Annotated in this window: 15 protein-coding genes and 1 tRNA gene; 12 read left to right on the forward strand and 4 right to left on the reverse strand. The window is 64.0% G+C overall.

Annotated elements, in window-relative coordinates; translation table 11 throughout:
- Positions 1 to 99: 99 nt before the first annotated feature.
- The 12 genes from GGD62_RS10835 (at position 100) to GGD62_RS10890 (ending at position 16,791) form a co-directional block, all read left to right on the forward strand.
- Complete coding sequence (locus tag GGD62_RS10835) at positions 100 to 1,836, forward strand: bifunctional diguanylate cyclase/phosphodiesterase (protein ID WP_183708425.1); 1,737 nt, start codon at positions 100 to 102, stop codon at positions 1,834 to 1,836.
- Positions 1,837 to 2,096: 260 nt separating this feature from the next.
- On the forward strand, positions 2,097 to 3,539 hold the full coding sequence (locus tag GGD62_RS10840; protein ID WP_183708427.1) for a sigma-54-dependent Fis family transcriptional regulator: 1,443 nt from the start codon (positions 2,097 to 2,099) through the stop codon (positions 3,537 to 3,539).
- Between the two features lie 198 nt (positions 3,540 to 3,737).
- Positions 3,738 to 5,048 carry an MFS transporter gene (locus GGD62_RS10845; RefSeq protein WP_183708429.1) on the forward strand — a complete coding sequence of 437 codons (1,311 nt, stop codon included), beginning with the start codon at positions 3,738 to 3,740 and terminating at the stop codon, positions 5,046 to 5,048.
- A gap of 122 nt (positions 5,049 to 5,170) precedes the next feature.
- A complete protein-coding gene (locus tag GGD62_RS10850; RefSeq protein WP_183235786.1) occupies positions 5,171 to 7,198 on the forward strand; it encodes an acyl CoA:acetate/3-ketoacid CoA transferase in 2,028 nt (675 codons plus the stop codon).
- A gap of 106 nt (positions 7,199 to 7,304) precedes the next feature.
- Positions 7,305 to 8,489, forward strand: coding sequence for a substrate-binding domain-containing protein (locus GGD62_RS10855; protein WP_026202193.1), 1,185 nt, complete (start codon positions 7,305 to 7,307; stop codon positions 8,487 to 8,489).
- A 167-nt stretch (positions 8,490 to 8,656) separates the two neighbouring features.
- On the forward strand, positions 8,657 to 9,433 hold the full coding sequence (locus GGD62_RS10860) for an ABC transporter ATP-binding protein (protein ID WP_179732839.1): 777 nt from the start codon (positions 8,657 to 8,659) through the stop codon (positions 9,431 to 9,433).
- The gene (locus GGD62_RS10865; protein WP_018319498.1) at positions 9,430 to 10,152 is read left to right on the forward strand and encodes an ABC transporter ATP-binding protein; all 723 of its coding nucleotides are present in this window, start codon (positions 9,430 to 9,432) and stop codon (positions 10,150 to 10,152) included. The genes GGD62_RS10860 and GGD62_RS10865 overlap by 4 nt, the downstream gene beginning before the upstream one ends.
- On the forward strand, positions 10,149 to 11,159 hold the full coding sequence (locus tag GGD62_RS10870) for a branched-chain amino acid ABC transporter permease (protein WP_018319497.1): 1,011 nt from the start codon (positions 10,149 to 10,151) through the stop codon (positions 11,157 to 11,159). Before GGD62_RS10865 ends, GGD62_RS10870 begins: the two co-directional genes overlap by 4 nt.
- Positions 11,156 to 12,241, forward strand: coding sequence for a branched-chain amino acid ABC transporter permease (locus tag GGD62_RS10875; protein ID WP_183708431.1), 1,086 nt, complete (start codon positions 11,156 to 11,158; stop codon positions 12,239 to 12,241). Before GGD62_RS10870 ends, GGD62_RS10875 begins: the two co-directional genes overlap by 4 nt.
- Positions 12,242 to 12,415: 174 nt before the next feature.
- Positions 12,416 to 15,538 (forward strand): EAL domain-containing protein, encoded by a 3,123-nt coding sequence (locus GGD62_RS10880; protein ID WP_183708433.1) that lies wholly within the window; start codon positions 12,416 to 12,418, stop codon positions 15,536 to 15,538.
- Between the two features lie 125 nt (positions 15,539 to 15,663).
- Positions 15,664 to 16,653, forward strand: coding sequence for a diguanylate cyclase (locus tag GGD62_RS10885; protein WP_246800069.1), 990 nt, complete (start codon positions 15,664 to 15,666; stop codon positions 16,651 to 16,653).
- Positions 16,654 to 16,714: 61 nt separating this feature from the next.
- Positions 16,715 to 16,791, forward strand: a tRNA-Arg gene (locus GGD62_RS10890).
- Here the strand turns inward: GGD62_RS10890 and GGD62_RS10895 are convergent.
- The 4 genes from GGD62_RS10895 to GGD62_RS10910 all read right to left on the reverse strand — a co-directional run bounded on the left by GGD62_RS10895 (position 16,762) and on the right by GGD62_RS10910 (position 20,648).
- A complete protein-coding gene (locus GGD62_RS10895) occupies positions 16,762 to 16,944 on the reverse strand; it encodes a hypothetical protein (RefSeq protein ID WP_183708435.1) in 183 nt (60 codons plus the stop codon). The genes GGD62_RS10890 and GGD62_RS10895 overlap by 30 nt on opposite strands.
- The gene (locus GGD62_RS10900) at positions 16,941 to 19,418 is read right to left on the reverse strand and encodes a hypothetical protein (protein WP_312014258.1); all 2,478 of its coding nucleotides are present in this window, start codon (positions 19,416 to 19,418) and stop codon (positions 16,941 to 16,943) included. Before GGD62_RS10900 ends, GGD62_RS10895 begins: the two co-directional genes overlap by 4 nt.
- Before the next feature lie 482 nt (positions 19,419 to 19,900).
- A complete protein-coding gene (locus tag GGD62_RS10905; protein WP_018319492.1) occupies positions 19,901 to 20,110 on the reverse strand; it encodes a hypothetical protein in 210 nt (69 codons plus the stop codon).
- A 94-nt stretch (positions 20,111 to 20,204) separates the two neighbouring features.
- Entirely contained in the window at positions 20,205 to 20,648 is a 444-nt protein-coding gene (locus tag GGD62_RS10910) for a TspO/MBR family protein (protein ID WP_183235827.1), read from the reverse strand.
- Positions 20,649 to 20,650: the final 2 nt, after the last annotated feature.

Consider the following 20,650-nt stretch of genomic DNA (forward strand, 5'->3'; position numbering starts at 1 on the left):
CCCGTATTTCTCCTGACCCCTTAACCAAACTTAAGAGGGAACCGCGCAAGATCGCGCTCATTGCAAAGGCGCGCTGAAACAACAAGATTCATGACTTCTATGAACGACAACCAATATTCCGGCGCGACTGAAGCCGAGCTCGGTTTTCTCAAGGAAATCGTTAGAATGCTGCCGGCCGGTCTGACCGTGCAGGATGCGCATGGCGAGCTTCTGCTGGTTAACGATGCCGCGGCCGCGCAGCTCGGCATGGACGGCAGCCGTCCCTCACCCGACCTTGCGCCGCGCCGCGAAGCCTGCCGCCAGGCGCTGAGCGCCGGGCAGGCTGTCGTCACCGAGGAGGCGCTTCATGGCGACGGCGCGCGCCAGGTGCTGCTCACGACCCATCGTCCCGTTCGCCTCGCCGGCCGCGAGCTGCTGATCTCGGCGTCCTCCGACATCACCGAGCAGAAGAATTTCGAGGACCAGCTGTTCCGCTCGGCCTATTTCGACGAGCTGACGGGATTGCCATCGCGGCGCGTGATCGAACATCACGCCAACAATCTGCTTGCGGAGAATGGCGGCGGCGAGCGTTTCGCGCTGGCCTTCCTCGACGTCGACAATTTCAAGCACATCAACGACTATTACGGCCACGCCGTCGGCGATGCGCTGCTGGTCGAGCTGTCGAAGCGGCTCGGGCGCGACTTGCGCGATACCGACATGCTGTCGCGCATCTCCGGCGATGAATTCCTGCTGCTGCTCTCCCCGATCCAGAGCCAGGAGGAAGTCGCCGAATTCATGCAATCGACGCTCGAGCGGCTGACGGCGCCGTTCTTCATCGACCATTCGGAACTCTTTGCCTCCACCTCGGTCGGCATCAGCCTCTATCCCGATCACGGACGCAGCTTCGAGACGCTGCGCCAGAATGCCGACATCGCGATGTACCGCATCAAGAACGACGGCAAGGGATCGGCAGCCTTCTTCGATTCCAGCATGGAGCGCGAGGCGCTGGCGCGGATGAAGATCGAGCAGTCGCTGCGGCTCGCTATACTGGAAAAGCGTTTCTGCTGCGCCTTCCAGTCCAAGGTCGACATCCGCACCCAGGCGGTGAAGGGCATCGAGGCCCTGGTCCGTTTGCGCGACGACGAAGGCGTGATCCAGGCGCCGGGATCCTTCATCAATCTTGCCAGCGAGCTCGGCCTGATCGACGAATTGACCCATCTCGTGCTCGCCGAAATCGTCAAATCGATCGACCTGATCAACGAGACGTTCGGCGCGGAAGCGACCATCAGCATCAACGTCGCGGCCAAGCAGGCCGGCAACCCAGAATTCATGCGCAGCTTCGCGCGGGCGCTCGACGACACCGGCTTTCCGCAGCGCTTCATGATCGAGGTGACCGAAGACGCCTTCGTCGCCAAGAATCATTTCCAGGACGAGATCCTGCCGATGTTCCGCAAGCTCGGCGTCGGCATCTCGATCGACGATTTCGGCACCGGATATTCCTCGCTCTCGGCGCTGGCCGACATCACCGCGGACGAGATCAAGATCGACCGCTCCTTCATCACCGACATCCATAAGCGCCCGCGCAGCCAGGGCATCCTGCGCGCGATCGAATCCTTGAGCGAAGCGCTCGGCATGACCGTGATCGCCGAAGGCCTCGAATCCTACGAGGAGCTCGCCTATCTCCAGGCCGCCACCAAGATCCGCTACGCGCAGGGCTATTACTTCTCCCGGCCGATCTTTTTGGAGGAGCTGAAGCTCGCAACGCCCGCGTCCAGCGAGTCACGCGCCAGCGTCGCAAGCCGCCCGCACCAGCAGAACCGCCAGGGCTATTCGCGGGCGAGCGGGTATCGAAGGTAGGGTGCAAGCGGGACAACATTACCGCTGTCGTCCCGGGGCGCGAAGCGAACCCGGGACCCATCACCCCGAGGCGCGGTTATGGAGTAGGCTGCCGACTCCGAATGTTCGCCAAACTATGCCCTGTGGGTATGGGTCCCGGATCTACGCTCCGCTTGTCCGGGACGACGACTGAGTATGGGGCGCCTCGCGACCGACCAATTCCCCCTTTGAAATCGACGCCCTTTTGCTAATACACAGACAGACTTCCCACGGGATATGTCATGTCCGCCTCTTCCGCCTCGATCAGCGATCCCGCTTACCTTCGTGCGCGCGCGATGGAGACGCTGTTCGAGCGGCTGGAGAAGCTCTGCGAGGGCGCGATCGCGATCGACCGCGGCGGACGCGTCGTCTACGTCAATGAAAAATATCTCGCGGCGCTCGGCCTCAAGCGGACCAGTGAGGCAATCGGCCGGCCGATCGAGGAGGTCATCCCCAACAGCCTGATGCGCAAGGTGGCCGAGACCGGCGAGCCGATCCTGCTCGACATCATGGAGCTCGGCGGCGAGCAGCTCGTGGTCACGCGCATGCCGATCGAGGACGAGAACGGCACGGTGATCGGCGCGATCGGCTTCGTGCTCTATGACCACCTCGAAAGCCTCAAACCCCTGCTCGCCCGCGTCGCCCAGCTCGAGAGCGATCTGCGGCTGGCGCGGCGGCAATTGTCCAACGCCCGGGCGGCGCGCTTCACCTTCGCCGACTACGTCGGCACCACGCCTGGTATCGCGCAGGCCAAACAGCTTGCAAGCCGCGCCGCCCGGCAGAGCGTCACGGTGCTGCTCACCGGCGAAACCGGAACGGGCAAGGAGATGCTGGCGCAGGCGATTCACAATGCCTCCTCGCGTGCGGAGAAGCCGTTCGTCAGCGTCAATGTCGCCGCGATTCCCGACACGCTGATCGAATCGGAGTTCTTCGGCACCGCGCCCGGCGCCTATACCGGCGCCGACCGCAGGGGACGCGAAGGAAAATTCCGAATCGCCGACGGCGGCACGCTGTTCCTCGACGAGATCGGCGAGATGCCGCTGCAATTGCAGGCCAAGCTGCTGCGCGTGCTGCAGGAGCGCGAGATCGAGCCGCTCGGCTCGGACAAGATCTCGAAAGTCGACGTGCGCGTGGTCGCGGCGACCAATGTGGATTTGCGCAAGCGCGTCAGCGACGGCGCGTTCCGGCCCGATCTCTATTACCGGCTGAACGTGCTCTCGATCGATTTGCCGCCGCTGCGGCAGTGCCTGGATGATCTCCCCGACATCTGCGCCCGGCTGCTCGAGGACATCAGCGCCTCCGGCGATTACATCAAGGCGAAGATCACGCCGAGCGCGCTTTCCGCGCTGGCACGCTATGACTGGCCGGGCAACGTCCGCGAGCTCCGCAACATCCTGGAGCGGGCGCTGATCCTGAGCGATTCCGGCCGGCTGACCGGCGAGGATGTCGCCCGCATTCTTCCCGTCGGCTCCGACGCCAGGCCCGCAGCATCCGAGCGCCCGGCCGGACCCGTGGTGCCCTATGCCGAAGCCGAGGCGGAGTTCGAGAAGCACACGCTCGAGCAGGCGCTCGCCGCCAGCAACGGCCAGATCTCCGAGGCCGCCAGGATGCTGCGGATCTCGCGCGCGACCTTCTACAAGAAGCTCGCCAAGTTCGGCCTCGCCGCAGGGCCGGCCTCCGTCTGAGTTTCGAGACAATGGACTGTCCGGAGTCTCGGATTCCGGACAAGGCACCGAGCGGCTCTGTCCGGGCGCCAATGCGGAAATTGCCGGAATTTAAACCGGTTTGCGCGAGCCAACAGCATCTGGCGCGGACCTTGCTCTTCGCTTTGCACAATGACGCATGCTGCACATGCGCATTCGCAAATCAGGGAGGACGCAAGGATGAGTGAAGCGATCTCGGTCCATCAGCTTCAGGCGAAGCAGCCCTCGCATGTCACAGTCGCCACGGCGAGCCTGATCGGCACCGCCATCGAGTGGTACGACTTCTTCCTCTACGGCACCGCCGCGGCGCTGATCTTCAACAAGCTGTTCTTTCCGACCTTCGACCCCATGATGGGAACACTGCTGGCGTTCGCGACCTACGCGCTCGGCTTCGTCGCACGCCCGCTCGGCGGCGTCGTGTTCGGGCATTACGGCGACAAGATCGGCCGCAAGACCATGCTGTATCTGACGCTGCTGATCATGGGCGTGGCGACCGCGGCGATCGGATTCCTGCCGACCTACGAGACCGCGGGCATCTGGGCCGCGGTCCTGCTCGTCACCTGCCGCCTGATCCAGGGCTTTGGCCTTGGCGGCGAATGGGGCGGTGCGGTGCTGATGGCGGTCGAGCATGCGCCCGCGGACAAGAAGGGCTTTTACGGCAGCTGGCCGCAGCTCGGCGCACCGCTCGGCCTCGTGCTCGGCACGCTGGTCTTCTCGGTGGTATCGGCGATGCTGACCGATGCGCAGCTGCTGGCCTGGGGCTGGCGCATCCCGTTCCTGTTCTCGATCGCGCTGGTGCTGGTCGGCCTGTGGATCCGCTTCACCATCGCCGAATCCCCGGAGTTCCAGAAGGTCAAGGATACCAAGCAGGAAGTGAAGATGCCGATCCTGGAGGCGATCAGGATGTATCCCAAGAACATCCTGCTCGCGATGGGCGCGCGCTTCGCCGAAAACGGCTTCTTCTACATCTACGCGACCTTCGTGCTCGCCTATGCCACGCAATCGCTCGGCATGAACAAGCAGGACATGCTCAATGGCGTGCTGATCGGCGCGGCGATCGAGACCTTCACCATCCCGGCCTTCGGTGCGCTCTCCGACCGGCTCGGGCGGCGACCGATCTACATTTTCGGCGCGCTGTTCTCGGCGCTGATGTCGTTCCCGCTGTTCACGCTGCTGGCGACCAGGAACCCGCAATATGCCTGGATCGCGATCGTGCTCGGCCTCGCCATCGGTCATGCCGCGATGTACGGCCCGCAGGCGAGCTTCCTGTCGGAGCTGTTCGGTACCAAGGTGCGCTACAGCGGCGTCTCGCTCGGCTACAACCTCGCCTCGATCTTCGCCGGCGCGCTGTCGCCGCTGATCGCGACGGGACTGATGACGGCCTACGCGCCGGCGACCTGGCCGATCTCGCTCTACATGATCGCGCTGGCGCTGATCACCATCGTCTCGGTCTATTTCGCCACCGAAACACGCAAGGTCGCCCAGCCCTGAACGGGCTGAGTGCGGCCCCCGCGACGCCGGAGCGGCTGGTCGCCAGCCGCTCCACGCGATACGAATAGAGGCAAACGAGAAGAGCCGGCATGCGGTCCGCAACAGACATGGGAGGGAATGCCATGAGCCAGCATCCTGCCTTGCCCTATTTGCGCAATTCCGAGAAGGGCAAGGTCGTCACCGCGGCGGAAGCCGTCATGCTGATCCGTGACGGCGACACGGTCGCGACCGGCGGCTTCGTCGGCATCGGCTTTGCCGAGGAGATCGCGGTCGCGCTGGAGGAGCTCTATCTCTCCCACGAGGGCGATGCCCCCTATACGCAGGGCAAGCCGCGCAATCTGACGCTGGTCTACGCGGCGGGCCAGGGCGACGGCAAGAATCGCGGCCTCAACCATTTCGCGCATGAAGGCCTGGTCCGCCGCGTGATCGGCGGACATTGGGGCCTTGCGCCGAAATTGCAGCAGCTTGCGATCGCGAGCCAGATCGAGGCCTATAATCTGCCGCAGGGCGTGATCACGCATCTGTTTCGCGACATCGCGGCGCACCGGCCCGGCCACATCACCCGCGTCGGCATGGGCACCTTCGTCGATCCGCGGCAGGGCGGCGGCAAGCTGAATGCGCGCACCACCGAAGAGCTTGTGGAACTGATCAAGATCGGCGGCGAGGAATGCCTGCTCTACAAGACGTTCCCGATCAACGTCGGGATCATCCGCGCCACCACGGGCGATCCCGACGGCAACCTCACCATGGAGAAGGAGGCGCTGACGCTGGAAGCGCTCGCCATCGCGATGGCGGCGCATAATTCCGGCGGCATCGTCATTGCCCAGGTCGAACGCGTTGCCGAGGCCGGCAGCCTCAATCCACGCCAGGTCAAGATTCCCGGCATCCTCGTCGACTGCGTCGTGGTGGCGAGGCCCGAGAATCACTGGCAGACCTTCGGCACGCAATACAATCCGGCCTTCTCCAGCGAGATCCGCGTCCGCGCCGCCTCGCTGCCGGTGATGCCGGTCAGCGAGCGCAAGATCATCGCCCGTCGCGCCGCCCTGGAGCTGAAGGCCAACAGCGTCGTCAATCTCGGCATCGGCATGCCCGAGGGGATTGCCTCCGTCGCCAACGAGGAGCGGATCATCGACCTCATCACGCTGACGGCCGAACCGGGCGTGATCGGCGGCATCCCCGCGAGTGGTATCGATTTCGGCGCGGCGATCAACACCCAGGCGGTGATCGACCAGCCTTATCAGTTCGACTTCTACGACGGCGGCGGCTTGGACGCCGCCTTCCTCGGGCTCGCCCAGGTCGATCGCGCCGGCAACCTCAATGTCAGCAAGTTCGGGCCGAAGCTTGCGGGTGCCGGCGGCTTCATCAACATCAGCCAGAACGCCAAGGAGGTCATTTTCGTCGGCACCTTCGGCGCGGGCAAGCAGCGCATCGCGGTGAAGGACGGCAAGCTCGTCATTCTCGACGAGGCCAAGTCGCGCAAATTCGTGGAGAGCGTCGAGCACGTCACCTTCAGCGGCCCGTTCGCCGCCGCGCGCAAGCAGCGCACGCTGTATGTCACCGAGCGCTGCGTGTTCGAGCTCAGGCCCGACGGGCTCGAGCTTACCGAAGTCGCGCCCGGCATCGACATCGAGCGCGACATTCTGCGCCTGATGGACTTCAAGCCGCTGATCCCGCGCGACCCGGCGCTGATGGACGATCGCATCTTCCGCGAAGGTCTGATGGATTTGCGCGAGCGCCTGCTCACCATCCCACTCGACCAGCGCTTCACGCTGGACGAGCAGCAGAACCTGTTCTTCGTCAATCTCGAGCGCTATCCGCTACGCAGCAAGGCCGAGATCGACACCATCGCTGGTATCGTCGAAGCCAGGCTCGCTCCGCTTGGCCGCCGGGTCTACGCCATCGTCAATTATGACAATTTTTCCATCCTGCCGGAGTTGATGGACGATTATTCGGCGATGGTGCGCAGCCTCGTCGATCGCTTCTATTCCGGCGTGTCGCGCTACACCACGTCGGGCTTCCTGCGCATCAAGCTCGGCGAAGCCCTGGAGAAGCGCGGCGTCGCGCCGCACATTTTCGAAAGCGCTGATGAGGCGCAGTCGGATCGGCGTCAGGCCGAGGGAGCCGGCGATGCGCGGCCAGCCCAAAAATGATGCATGCTCGAAAGGCCGACGCGCTCGGCCGGAAGGTTCAATTGCAATGTTCGTAGTGTTATGCAAATCGCTGTTGCCGAGAAACGTTAAATCAGGAGGGACCATCGTGCGTCGATCACTCATCATAACAACAACCATTCTCGGACTCGCTGCGGGCACCTCCGTGCAGGCCGACGATCTCAAAGTCGCGCTGATCTACGGCAAGACCGGTCCGCTCGAGGCCTACGCCAAGCAGACCGAGACCGGCCTGAAGATGGGCTTCGAATACGCCACCAAGGGCACGATGACCCTCGATGGCCGCAAGATCGTCATCATCACCAAGGACGACCAGGGCAAGCCGGATCTCTCGAAGGCCGCGCTCGCCGAAGCCTATCAGGACGACAAGGCCGACATCGCGATCGGCACGACCTCGTCGGCTGCGGCGCTCGCCATTCTCCCGGTCGCCGAGGAGAACAAGAAGATCCTGATCGTCGAGCCCGCCGTCGCGGACCAGATTACCGGCGAGAAGTGGAATCGCTACATCTTCCGCACTGCGCGCAACTCCTCGCAGGACGCGATCTCCAATGCGGTCGCGATCGGCAAGCAGGGCGTCACCGTCGCAACGCTGGCGCAGGACTATGCGTTCGGCCGCGATGGCGTCGCCGCCTTCAAGGAGGCACTCGCCAAGACCGGCGCGACGCTCGCTGCCGAAGAATATGCCCCGACCTCGACCACCGACTTCACCGCGGTCGGCCAGCGCCTGTTCGACGCGCTGAAGGACAAGCCGGGCCGCAAGGTCATCTGGGTGATCTGGGCCGGCGCCGGCAATCCGCTGGCCAAGCTGCAGGACATGGACCCGAAGCGCTACGGCATCGAGCTCTCCACCGGCGGCAACATCCTCCCGGCCCTCGCCGCCTATAAGGGCCTGCCCGGCATGGAAGGCGCGACCTATTATTTCTACGAGATCCCGAAGAACCCTGTGAACGACTGGCTCGTCGCCGAGCACCAGAAGCGCTTCAACGCGCCGCCGGACTTCTTCACCGCGGGCGGCTTTGCCGCCGCGATGTCCGTCGTCGCCGCCGTCACCAAGGCGAAGTCGACTGACAGCGAGAAGCTGATCACGGCGATGGAAGGCCTGGAGTTCGACACGCCGAAGGGCAAGATGGTGTTCCGGAAGGAAGACCATCAGGCGCTGCAGAGCATGTACGCCTTCAAGGTCAAGGTCGATCCGAACGTCGCCTGGGCCGTGCTCGAGCCGGTGCGCGAGCTGAAGATCGAGGACATGGACGTTCCGGTCAAGAACAAGCGCTGACGTTTCTTACTTCACCTCCCCCGCTTGCGGGGGAGGGTTGGGGAGAGGGCTCTCTCCCCTTGGGGTTCTCGCGTGCGGAAATACCCTCTCCCCACCCCTCCCCCGCAAGCGGGGGAGGGAGCCCACTGTGATCGCGGATACTTCCTCATCTCATCATTTGCCAAACAATGACGCTCACCCTCGAAACTCGCGACCTCACCATCCGCTTCGGCGGCCATGTTGCGGTCAACAACGTGACCTGCACGTTCCGTCCGGGCGAGCTCACCGCGATCGTCGGGCCGAACGGCGCCGGCAAGACCACCTATTTCAATCTGATCTCGGGCCAGCTACGCGCCTCGAACGGCAGCATCCTGTTCGACGGCACCGACATCACCCAGCACTCCGCGCCGATGCGGACCCGCGCCGGCCTCGGGCGCGCCTTCCAGCTCACCAACCTCTTTCCAAACCTCACCGTGGAAGAGAACGTCCGCCTCGCAGTGCAGGCGGCGAACGGCACCCATTACGACATGCTGCGGCCCTGGATGGTGCGCCGCGACCTGATCGCCCGCGCCGACGCCATCCTCGACCAGGTCGCGCTCGGCAGCCGCCGCGGCGTCGCCGCGACCGCGCTGTCGCATGGCGACCAGCGCAAGCTCGAGGTCGCGCTGATGATCGCGCTGGAGCCAAAAGTCTTCATGTTCGACGAGCCGACCGCCGGCATGAGCATCGACGAGGTCCCGGTCGTCCTCAACCTGATCGCGCAGCTCAAGCAGGACAGGAGCAAGATCATCCTTCTCGTCGAGCACAAGATGGACGTGGTGCGCTCGCTCGCCGACCGCATCATCGTGCTGCATAACGGGCAACTCGTCGCCGACGGCCCGCCTGCCGAAGTGATCGCCTCGCCGATCGTGCAGGAAGCCTATCTCGGTGTCGCGCCCAAGACAGCTGCAGGGAGCGCGGCATGACCGATCTTTTAAGGCTCTCCGGCGTCCACACCCATATCGGCCGCTACCACATCCTCCAGGGCATCGACCTCGCCGTCCCGCAGGGGCAGACCACGATGCTGCTCGGCCGCAACGGCGCCGGCAAGACCACGACGCTGCGCACCATCATGGGGCTGTGGCAAGCTTCATCGGGCGAGATCAGCCTCTCCGGCGATCGTATCGAGAGCCGTGCCACGCCCGACATCGCAAGGCTCGGTGTCGGATACGTTCCGGAGAGCATGGCGGTGTTCTCCGATCTCACCGTGAAGGAAAACCTGGTGCTGGCGGCGCGCGACGGGCCGCTGGACGACAAGCAGCTCGACTGGATTTTTGGTTTCTTCCCGGCGCTGCGCCGGTTCTGGCTGTCGCGGGCGGGGAGCCTCTCGGGCGGGCAGAAACAGATGCTCTCGATCGCGCGCGCCATCATCGAGCCGCGCAAGCTCTTGCTGATCGACGAGCCGACCAAGGGGCTGGCGCCGGCGATCGTGATGGCGTTGATCGAGTGCCTGAAGGAGATCAAGCGCAAGGGCGCAACCATTCTCCTGGTCGAGCAGAATTTCTTTGCCGCCAGCGAGCTCGGCGACAACGTGCTCGTGATGGACAACGGCACCATCGTCCATCGCGGCGAGATGGCGGCGCTCGCCGCCGACGTGCCGCTGCAGGAGCGGCTGCTCGGCTTGAGCCTGGAGGCGCATCAGTGACTGACCTTGCCGCAACCGATCCGCTGCCGAAGCCGAAGCGCGACATCGCGCCGATCCTGCTGCCGGTCGCGCTCGCCCTCGTGACGATTCCCCTGATCGGCTCGCCCAGCACCTGGCTGACGCTGACCGCCGCGAGCCTTGCCATGGGCATGATGATCTTCATCATGGCCTCGGGCCTGACGCTGGTGTTCGGCCTGATGGACGTGCTCAATTTCGGCCACGGCGCCTTCATCGCCGTCGGTGCCTATGTCGCGACCCTGGTGCTGGCGCCGTTCGCAGCCTCCATTCAGGCGGATTCGCTCTGGATGAACCTCGCCGTGCTGGCGCCGGCCGCCCTGCTCTCGATGGCGGTGTCGGGCGCCCTTGGCCTCGTCGTCGAGCGCGTGCTGATCCTGCCGGTCTACGGCCAGCACCTGAAGCAGATCCTGATGACCACCGGCGGCCTGATCGTGGCCGAGCAGACGCTCTATGCGCTGTGGGGGCCGCAGATCATCCCGATGCCGCTACCGGCGTCGCTGCGCGGCTCCTTCATCCTCGGCGACGTCGCGATCGCCAAATACCGCGTGCTGGCGATGCTGATCGGCCTTGCCGTCTTCATCGCGATCCAGCTCGTGCTCAACCGCACCAAGCTCGGGCTCCTGATCCGCGCCGGCGTCGAGAACCGCGAGATGGTGGAAGCGCTCGGCTATCGCATCCGCCGGCTGTTCCTCGGCGTGTTCATGACGGGATCGGCGCTGGCCGGCCTCGGCGGCGTGATGTGGGCGCTCTATCGCGAGCAGGTCCATGCCTCCATGAGCGACGACCTCACCGTCTTGATCTTCATCGTGGTCATTATCGGCGGCCTGGGGTCGATCGGCGGCTGCTTCATCGGTGCGATCCTCGTGGCCATGGTCGCCAATTACGGCGGCTTCCTGGTGCCGAAACTCGCCCTCGTCTCCAACATCCTGCTGATGGTCGCCATTCTGATGTGGCGGCCGCGCGGCCTCTATGCGGTGACCAGCCGATGATGATCCTGTCAGGCGATCCGCCGCGTAGCCGGATCCTCACCCTCGTTCTGGTCGTCATCATCCTGGCGCTGGCGGCGACGCCGTTCCTGTTTCCGGGTGCCAAGGCATTGAACGTCGCCGCCAAGATCTGCGTCTTCGCCGCGCTGGTCGCCTCCTACGACCTCCTGCTCGGCTATACCGGCTCGGTGTCGTTCGCCCACACCATGTTCTACGGCATCGGCAGCTACGCGATCGCCATCGCGCTGTACGGGATGGGCCCGAATTGGGCGGCGGTCGCCACCGGCATCGTCGTCGGCCTACCGCTCGCGGCCCTGCTCGCGCTCGCCATAGGGCTGTTTTCGCTGCGGGTCGCCGCGATCTTCTTTGCCATGATCACGCTCGCGGTCGCCTCCGCCTTCCAGGTGCTGGCTTCGCAGCTGTCCTGGCTGACCGGCGGCGAGGACGGGCGCAGCTTCCAGCTGCCCGAGCTGCTCCGCCCCGGTACGGTGCTGATCCCAAAGAGCCTGGTCGGCTTCGAGGTCAACGGCCGGATCCTGACCTACTACCTGGTGTTCGCCATCTCGGCCCTGATGATCCTCGCACTGCTGCGCGTCGTGAACTCGCCGTTCGGGCGCGTGCTGCAGGCAATCCGCGAGAATCGCTTTCGCGCCGAGGCACTCGGCTTCCGCACGGTGTTTCACCTGACCTATGCCAACTGCATCGCCGCGCTGGTCGCCGCCAGTGCCGGCATCCTGAATGCGCTGTGGCTGCGCTATGCCGGTCCCGATACCTCGCTCAGCTTCTCGATCATGCTGGACATCCTGCTGATGGTCGTGATCGGCGGCATGGGCACGATCTACGGCGCGATCATCGGCGCCACCATCTTCATCCTCGCCCAGAACTATTTGCAGTCGCTGATGGGCGTCGCCTCCACGGCGGCGTCGGAGGCCGGCTTGCCGCTGCTGCCGGGGCTGCTGCATCCCGACCGCTGGCTGCTGTGGCTCGGCCTGCTGTTCATCGCCAGCGTCTACTTCTTCCCGACCGGCGTGGTCGGACGGCTGCGTAATCCCGCTGGCGACAAGAGCGCTGGCAGTTCGCATTAAGGCGCGATTAATGATGCAGTGCGGCGGTTGCTGTACCCGCCGCACAACCACGACGCGATTCCCGCTCTGCTGGATACGGACGCGACTGCGCAACTGGATTAATGCTTAGGTAACTGGCTTTCCTAAGGTTTAGGCCATTTGTGCGGTGTATTCGTGTTCCTCCAGGGAGGGGGAATGCGCCAGGTCTTTTCCACGGTGGCAGCCGGAATGTCTCTAGCCGCAAGGAACGGCTGGGAGGCCTTGGCGCGACGTGGTCCTGTCCTGTGGCTGACCCTGTGCGGCGTGTTGCTGGTCGCGGGCATCTTCGGTGTGACGGCCGTGGCCGTCGGTGAATTTCGCGAGCGCACCCTGGCCAACCGCGAGCGCGAGCTGGAAAACACGGTCCAGCTGATCGCCCGGCATTTTGATCAGCAATTCGAGGACTCCGACGTCGTCGCCGCCGATCTGATCGGTCAGATGAGCCTGACGGAGATCACCTCGCCGACGATGTTCCGCGAGCGCATGTCCGGAGCTGCGGCGAACCAGATGCTGCGCAGCAAGATCAGCTCCGTGTCTTACCTCGGCGATATCGCGATCTACGATGCCGACGGCGAGTTGATCAACTGGTCGCGGGCCCAGCCCCTGCCCAAGATCAACGTTTCGTCGCGGGCCTACTTTCAGACATTCAAGACCAATCCGCAGTCCGAACCGGTGCTGCTGGAATCAGTCCGCAGCTTCATCATCAACAAATGGACCACGATCGTGGCGCGCCGCTTGAACGGCGCGGACGGCACCTTCCTCGGCGCGATGGTCCGCCGGATCGATCCGGACAGCTACCAGCATTATTTCGCATCGGTCGCGCTTGCCGAGGGCACGGCCATCTCGCTGTTCGATCGCGAAGGCAAGATGCTGGCGCGTTATCCGCATCATGAGGAGCTGATCGGACGGAGCTTCAAGGATGCACCGCTGATGCGGAAGGTGCTGACCAAGGGCGGTCAGCAGACGCTCCGCGTCAAGAGCCCGCTCGACGGCGAGGAGCGGCTCGGCTCAGCGGCGTCGCTGACGCATTTTCCGCTGGTCATCGTCGCCACCAACACGACAGTCGCGGCCCTCGCGGACTGGCGGCAGCAGACCGGCTTCATGGTCACGACCGCCGCGCTTTCGGCTGCCGTGATCGCGCTGATCCTCTATCTGATCATCCGCCTGATCAACCGGCAGAACCGCGAAGCGCAGGAACGGCTGGAAGCGGAGCGGCTGCGGCTCGACACCGCCTTGAACAACATGACGCAGGGGCTGATCCTCTACGACGCGAGCGGCACCATCGTCACCTGCAACCGACGCTACGCCGACATGTTCGGCCTCTCCCACGACGTCATCAAGCCCGGCTGTCACATCCGCGAGGCGATGTATCATCGTCAGGAGCGCGGCGCGTTTGACGGCGACGTCGAGGAATTTTGCGCTGACGTCATGAGGGTCGTCGCCGAAGGCACGGTCTCCACGCGAATTCATCAACTGGCCAATGGCCGCGCCTTCCAGGTCATCAACACCCCGCTCGCCCAGGGCGGCTGGGTCGCGACGATCGAAGACATCACCGATCGCCGCCATCTGGAACAGGAGCGCGATCGCAACCACACCTTCCTGCGCGAGATCATCGACCATATTCCTTCGCGGATCACCGTGAAGGATGCCCGAACGCGGCGCTACCTCCTGGCCAACCAGGTGGCCGAGCAACAGCTCGGCGAAACGCCGGAGACGATCGTCGGCAAGAGCGCGTTCGACCTTTACCCGACGGAAGACGCCGAGATCATCACCCGGGACGACGACAAGCTGCTGCAATCGCCGAACGGCCTGTTCCTGGATGAGCACATCTGGAATACCCCGGCCACCGGCCGGCGCTATATCACCTCGACCCGGATCGGCATCCGCGACAAGTCCGGCGAGCCGCGCTACATCATCAATGTCGTCGAGGACGTCACCGAGCGGCGGCGCGCCCACGAAAAGATCGCGCATATGGCGCATTACGATGCGCTGACCGACCTGCCGAACCGCACGCTGTTCCGCGAGCAGATCGAACGCGAGCTGGCGAAGGGCGCCGATGGCGCGCAGTTCGCGCTGCTCTACATCGACGTCGACGAATTCAAGGGCATCAACGATTCGCTCGGCCACCACGTTGGCGACGAGCTGTTGAAGGCGATCGCAGGCCGCCTCCGCGGCTGCCTCAAGCAGGACGATTTGATCGCGCGGCTCGGCGGCGACGAGTTCGCCGTGATCCAGACCGGCATCCAGTCCCCTGCCGACGTGCTGGCCTTCGTGACGCGGATCTACGAGGCGATCCGACAGCCCTATCACTGCCTCGGCCATCAGCTCTCCACCGACGCGAGCATCGGAATCGCGCTGGCGCCGCAGGACGGCACCGATCTCGACCAGCTCATCAAGAACGCCGATCTCGCGATGTACGGCGCCAAGGCCGAGGGGCGCCGCACCCACCGCTTCTTCGAGCCGGAGATGGATGCCTGCGCCAAGGCGCGCCTGAGCATGGAGCAGGATCTGCGGCAGGCCCTGGTGAACGGCGGCTTCGAGATTCACTATCAGCCGCTGGTCGACCTGCGCACCAACGACGTGGCGGGCTGCGAGGCATTGCTACGCTGGCGCCATCCCGAACGCGGCATGGTCTCGCCGGCCGAATTCATTCCCGTCGCCGAGGACACCGGCCTGATCAACGAGCTCGGCGACTGGGTGCTGCGCATGGCCTGCAACGAGGCCGCGACCTGGCCGACGCATATCCGCGTCGCGGTCAACGTGTCGCCGGTGCAGCTCAAATGCGACACGCTGGCGCTGCGGATCGCGGGCGCACTCGCCGCCTCCGGGCTCGACCCGCGCCGGCTCGAGCTCGAGATCACCGAGGCCGTGCTGATCCGCGACGACGAAGCTGCGCTCTCGATCCTGCACCAGCTCCGCTCGATCGGCGTACGCATCGCGCTCGACGATTTCGGCACCGGCTACTCCTCGCTCAGCTATCTCAAGCGCTTCCCGTTCGACAAGATCAAGATCGATCGCTGCTTCGTCGCCGACATCGCGGAGACGAGCGGTGCACCCGTGATCGTGCAGGCGGTGGTGAACATCGCGGCCGCCAGCAGCATGACCACGGTCGCCGAGGGCGTCGAGACCGAGGCGCAGCGCGAGATGCTGCGCGCGCTCGGCTGCACGCAGATGCAGGGCTATCTGTTCAGCCCGCCGAAGCCGGCCAGCGAGGTGCGGAAACTGTTCGGCTCGGGCAATGGCTTGCCCGGAGCCTTGCCGGTGGCGGCGGTGGCCTGATGACGAAATCTATGAAGTCGCCGAGCAAGACGTCGGCCAAGTCTTCGCGCAAGTCTTCGCGCAAGCCTTCGGCGAAGATTTCGGCCAAGACGGTCGACGTCGCGGATTCCTATGCCGTGCGGCTGATGCAGCATCTGGTGGTGCCGACCTTCGTGATCGATCCCAAGCGCCGCGTCGTGATCTGGAACAGGGCCTGCGAGCGGTTGACCGGCCTCGCCGCATCCGAGGTGATCGGCACCAACAAGCACTGGCAGGCCTTCTACGAGACGAGACGCCCCTGCCTTGCCGATCTCGTCGCGCTCGACCGGCCCGAGCGGCTTCCGGAGTTCTATTCGGAATACGCCGCGCGCGGCCATAACGGGCTCGGCTTTTCCGCGGAAAACTGGTGCACGATGCCGAAGCTCGGCAGCCAGCTTTATCTCGCCATCGACGCCGGCCCGATCCACGACGAGGCCGGCCATCTGATCGCCGTGGTGGAGACGCTGCGCGACCTCACCGACCAGAAGCGCGCCGAGATGGCGCTGAAGGAGCTCGCCACCAAGGACGGGTTGACCGGCCTGTCGAACCGCCGCTCGTTCGACCAGATGCTGATGACCGAATGGGCCCGCGCCCAGCGCACGCAGAAGCCGCTGGCGCTGCTGTTCGTCGACGTCGATCATTTCAAGCTGTTCAACGACCACCACGGCCACCAGATCGGCGACGAATGCCTGCGCGCGGTCGCTTCGGTGGTCAGTCGGCATGCCGTGCGCCCGCTCGATCTCGCCAGCCGCTATGGCGGCGAGGAGTTCGCGCTGATCCTGCCGGACATGGATTGCGATACCGCCTGCGTCATCGCCGACGAGATCCGCTGCGCCGTCATCGCCTTGCGGATCGCCCATGGCGCCATCGGCGCCGGCGACCACGTCACCCTCAGCGTCGGGGTCGCCAGCCACATTCCCGGCGACGCCGATGGCGGGCCCGACCGGCTGCTGGGCGCGGCCGACGAGGCGCTCTATGTGGCCAAACGCCTCGGCCGCAACCGCGTCATCTGCGCCGAAAGGGTGCTCGCCGAATTCGCAAGCCTCGGCCGGGAAGCCGCAGCGGTTCCGGCCCCTTTCCGGCGCAAAACCGCTTAAAGCGTAATGTGGCGAGAACCGGTTGCCCGCCCCGCGCCAATCGGCTAAATGAGCGAGCACTGCACCCGTAGCTCAGCTGGATAGAGCGTTGCCCTCCGAAGGCAAAGGTCACACGTTCGAATCGTGTCGGGTGCGCCACGCCGGTACAAAACTGGTGATGTTAAGGACGCGCGCGGGCGTTTTCGCGAGCGCTGCGCCCTCGCCGGCGAGATGATTGGTCGTACCGTTCCCCGACGCCCCGACATTGATCGCGCCGGACTTCGCCTTTGCGAGCGCGATCAGCTCCTTCACGTCCTCGCGGCGGCCTGCGGCGACGGAATGGGCGAACCGATCGGAGAGGCAACGTCGTCCGGTACCAGTCCTGGTCCCTGGATCAGCTCGACCACAGGCGGAACGGGATGACTTTCCTTACGCCTGAGGGCGAGCAGGGCGGCGGAGACAACGTAGAGGGCGACGCCCAACGCATATGTCGAGGCGATGCCGAACAGGATGGAAAGGGTCACGCCCAGCACCGAGGCTAGCATCGAGGTAATGCCGTTGGCGCTCCAAAGGAACGGAAGTATTTCCGAGTGGCGGCGCCAGATGCTTAAGCCGAGCGGGAACATCATGCCCATGCAGAACGCCGGCGGCGCTAACAAGGAGACGGAGATCAGTATCCGGATGTCGGTCGCTTCCGACCGCGCCCAGGTGCTCACCAGCGGTGTAAGGAAGCCCGCCACGGTGAGCGTGACGAGGAGAGCAGCCACCCGGCCGAGCACTACGCCGCGATGAGGGGTTAGCGCACCAACCGTCGCACTGCCGATACCGCTGAAGATGAGAATGGTGAAGAGAACGACGCTCAATCCGTAAACGGGATGTCCGAGAAAGACCATTAACCGCTGCATCTGCGACACTTCGATCAGCATAAATCCGAGGCCGATCGCGCTGAAATAGACCACCGGCGGCGTCAGTCTCGATAGCGGCATCTGTCGTGCCAGACGCACAAACGGAACGACGATATAATATGCGCAAGCGCCGAGCGCGACACCGAGCACCAGCAAGATCATGCTGGTAGCCACATTGTTGTTCGTGACGGTGGACGACGGTTTGGTGATGAAATTCGTAAAGCGCTGCGTGAAGAAGAAGAACGGACTATCGTCGGTCGAAGCGGTGATATTCTCCGGCAATGACGCCAAGAAAGCAGGGCCTGCGTTGCCGGAGAGCAATTTAGAAGTGATGGCGTCGAAAGCGACGTCGGGTGCCAGGATAATCTTGAAGCCCTGTGCAGCAAGTCTTACCCGCGCGCTTTGCCATTCGGCGTCCGTGAAAGCGTCGGGTCGGGTGATGACGGTCACGACAGGACCAGCGTTGACGGCGATCACATGCCGCGCGAGTTCGCCCACGGGTACACCGTGCCGCTGTAGTGCGTCGGCGGCGATCGCCACAAGCCGGTAAAATTCTCCGCTATGATCCGTGGGATCGTACCAACGCGAGATCGACAGCAGCCCGCCGGGCTTCAAGGCACGGTAGAAGTCGCCCCAGGCCTCCACGGTATAGAGGCGATTTTCCGTCAGCGTCAGCCCGCCGGCGGCCGTGGCGGCCCAGGTGTCGATCAGCGAAATCTGGACGAGATCATACCGATCGGAAGAATGATTGATGTAGCTGCGTGCTTCGGCGTTCACCAGCTTCACACCCGGCTGACGATCAAGATGGCCGGAGAATTCGGCGAATTTGTCGGTCAGGACCTCGAAAATGGCGGGGTTGATCTCGATTCCGCGGATGCGCTTCGCGCCAAACAAAAGTGCAGAAAGGATGTCGCGCCCGCCGCCGACGCCGATGACAGCCACATCTGTTGGCGGCTGAACTAGGTAGGCCGCATTGATAACGTCGTCTTTCAGATAGGACAGCTTGTCGAGATCGCCGTCGTGCCGGGTGATGACGGTAGCCGCGTCGGAGTCGATATCCAGATAGTTCTGGTCGATCTTTACCTTGGGATCGCGGGCAAAGCCCCAGCCAAACGGAGCTGTCTCTCCGAGCGGCCTCACTCGTACACGGGAATATGTGTTCCAGCGCTCGAACAGTGTCCCGGTCTCCTCCCGCCCCTTGGCCCAGAACACTCCAAGGTGACTTTTGCCAGCAACATGAAGACCAGTGTGCAGGGCGGCCGTAGTCGCCAGCGTCAGCGCGACCACACCGCTCAGTCGCCGGCTGCCGACATTGCCGCCGCTGCGGACCACCATCCAGCCCGCACCTGCGGCAAAGGCACCGAGCCACAACGTGGCGCTGACGGGATCGACGACGAGCAAAGCGAAGATGATGCCGAGGCATCCGAACGCGGCCCCGGTCAGATCCGCGGCATAGAGCCAGCCACCGGCATACGGAAGACGCGTGAGCAGCAGCGTGATGCAGATGCCGCTTTCGCTGAAGGGGATCACGAATGCCAGGGCCGCAAGCGCGAGAGCGCCCTGCGCGAGGACTGCAGGAATCACGAGAGGCACGCAGAGGAAGGCGACCATCGCGCCAACACCCGAGACTGCGAACCACGAGGCGTGGCGTGCGAACTCGGGGCCCACTGCCTCGGGCCCGTAACGCTCGGCGTTGTTGTAGACCTCCATCGCGCCGCGCGTCAGTCCGAGCATCGCAAGCGAAATGGCCGCGAACGCGAAGTGGTAGTATAGCATCACGCTAAAAAAGCGCGTGATCAGGATCTGGAAAGAAAGAGTAGCGCAGGCCAAGACAAAAATTGCAAAATAGTAGCGGCCTGGAATCCTGAGACTTGCCGGCACGGCATTCACCCTTAGTGGTCATCGGCGAAAAATTAGATCCGTTCTGGCCAACACTGGACAGCGTTTCCTAACATCTGGTTGCCTGTTTGGGCGCCTTACAACTTTTAGGAGAATGTCTTCTTAACGGTCTCTAAAGGCTTGGCGAAAATCGTGCCGAGTTAACGGACTGTGCCGTGCGGCTTTTCAAACTAAGCGACCGTAACTCGGAAACAGGTCCGTGCCCTAAACATTCTTGACGAGCGGGGAAGATAGCGATGCCTCTTCTTGGCCCACCGCGCTGTTCCCGAGATTGATCGAAATGGCCGCAACCGCGAAATCGGGAGGACAACAGCCTATGAGGCGTAGCGCAAGATCGCAGTCCGTCGCTGGTTATCGGGCGTGATCGCGTCGCCGGCCGCCGCGTCATAGCGCTACGGCGAAGCAATAGTGCCCATCTTCATCGGCCGTGGCGCGCCAGTCCTACGGCCGTTTCAGGCCAACGCTCACGTCAGCATCGCGACAATCGTCTGGAGCTGGTCCGAAGCGGACGAGACCAGCCCGTCATATGACGTCTGGCCGTGTGCGGCGGCGTTCAGGATGCATTCGGCCACGGCCGCTTTCAAGCCGAACACCGATTGATGGGCCGGTACGCTCGCCATCACGGTCTCCAGCGCTTGACGCATCGTGTGAATGAGCTCGGAGCTGTATTGCATTGGCTGTCCTCCGTGCGCTCATATTAGGTCGCGTGACCATGCTTGCCACTCACAAGCCTGAGATTGTTCTTTGAACTGGTCGAGACTGAATGTCTCAATTCAAACGCCAGATGGCCGCATTGAGCACGCCGGCAAACGCGACCCAGGCTGCGTAGGGCACGAACAATGCGGCGGCCAGCCTGTCTCGTGATGCCTCGAGACCGATATAGGTCGCGATCGCGACCAACAGGCCGATGAGAATGACGAGCGCAGCGCCGATCTGGTGCATCGTGAACATCACCGGCGACCAGGCGAAGTTGAGCGCCAGTTGCGCAGCCCAGGCCATCATCGCTTTGCCCCCGGCTTCACGGCGAAAGGTCCGCCAGCCCGCGATGGCGATCATGATGTAGAGCAGGGTCCAGGCCACCGGGAACGCCCAGTTCGGTGGCACGAACGCCGGTTTGGCGAGGCCGGCATACCAGTCTCCGGGGAGATTGGTTGCGCCGATCAGCCAGCCCGTGCCGACCACGCCCACCACGAACAACAACAGCTGCAGCATCC

This window comes from Bradyrhizobium sp. ERR14 (assembly GCF_014198235.1).
Classification (GTDB): domain Bacteria; phylum Pseudomonadota; class Alphaproteobacteria; order Rhizobiales; family Xanthobacteraceae; genus Bradyrhizobium.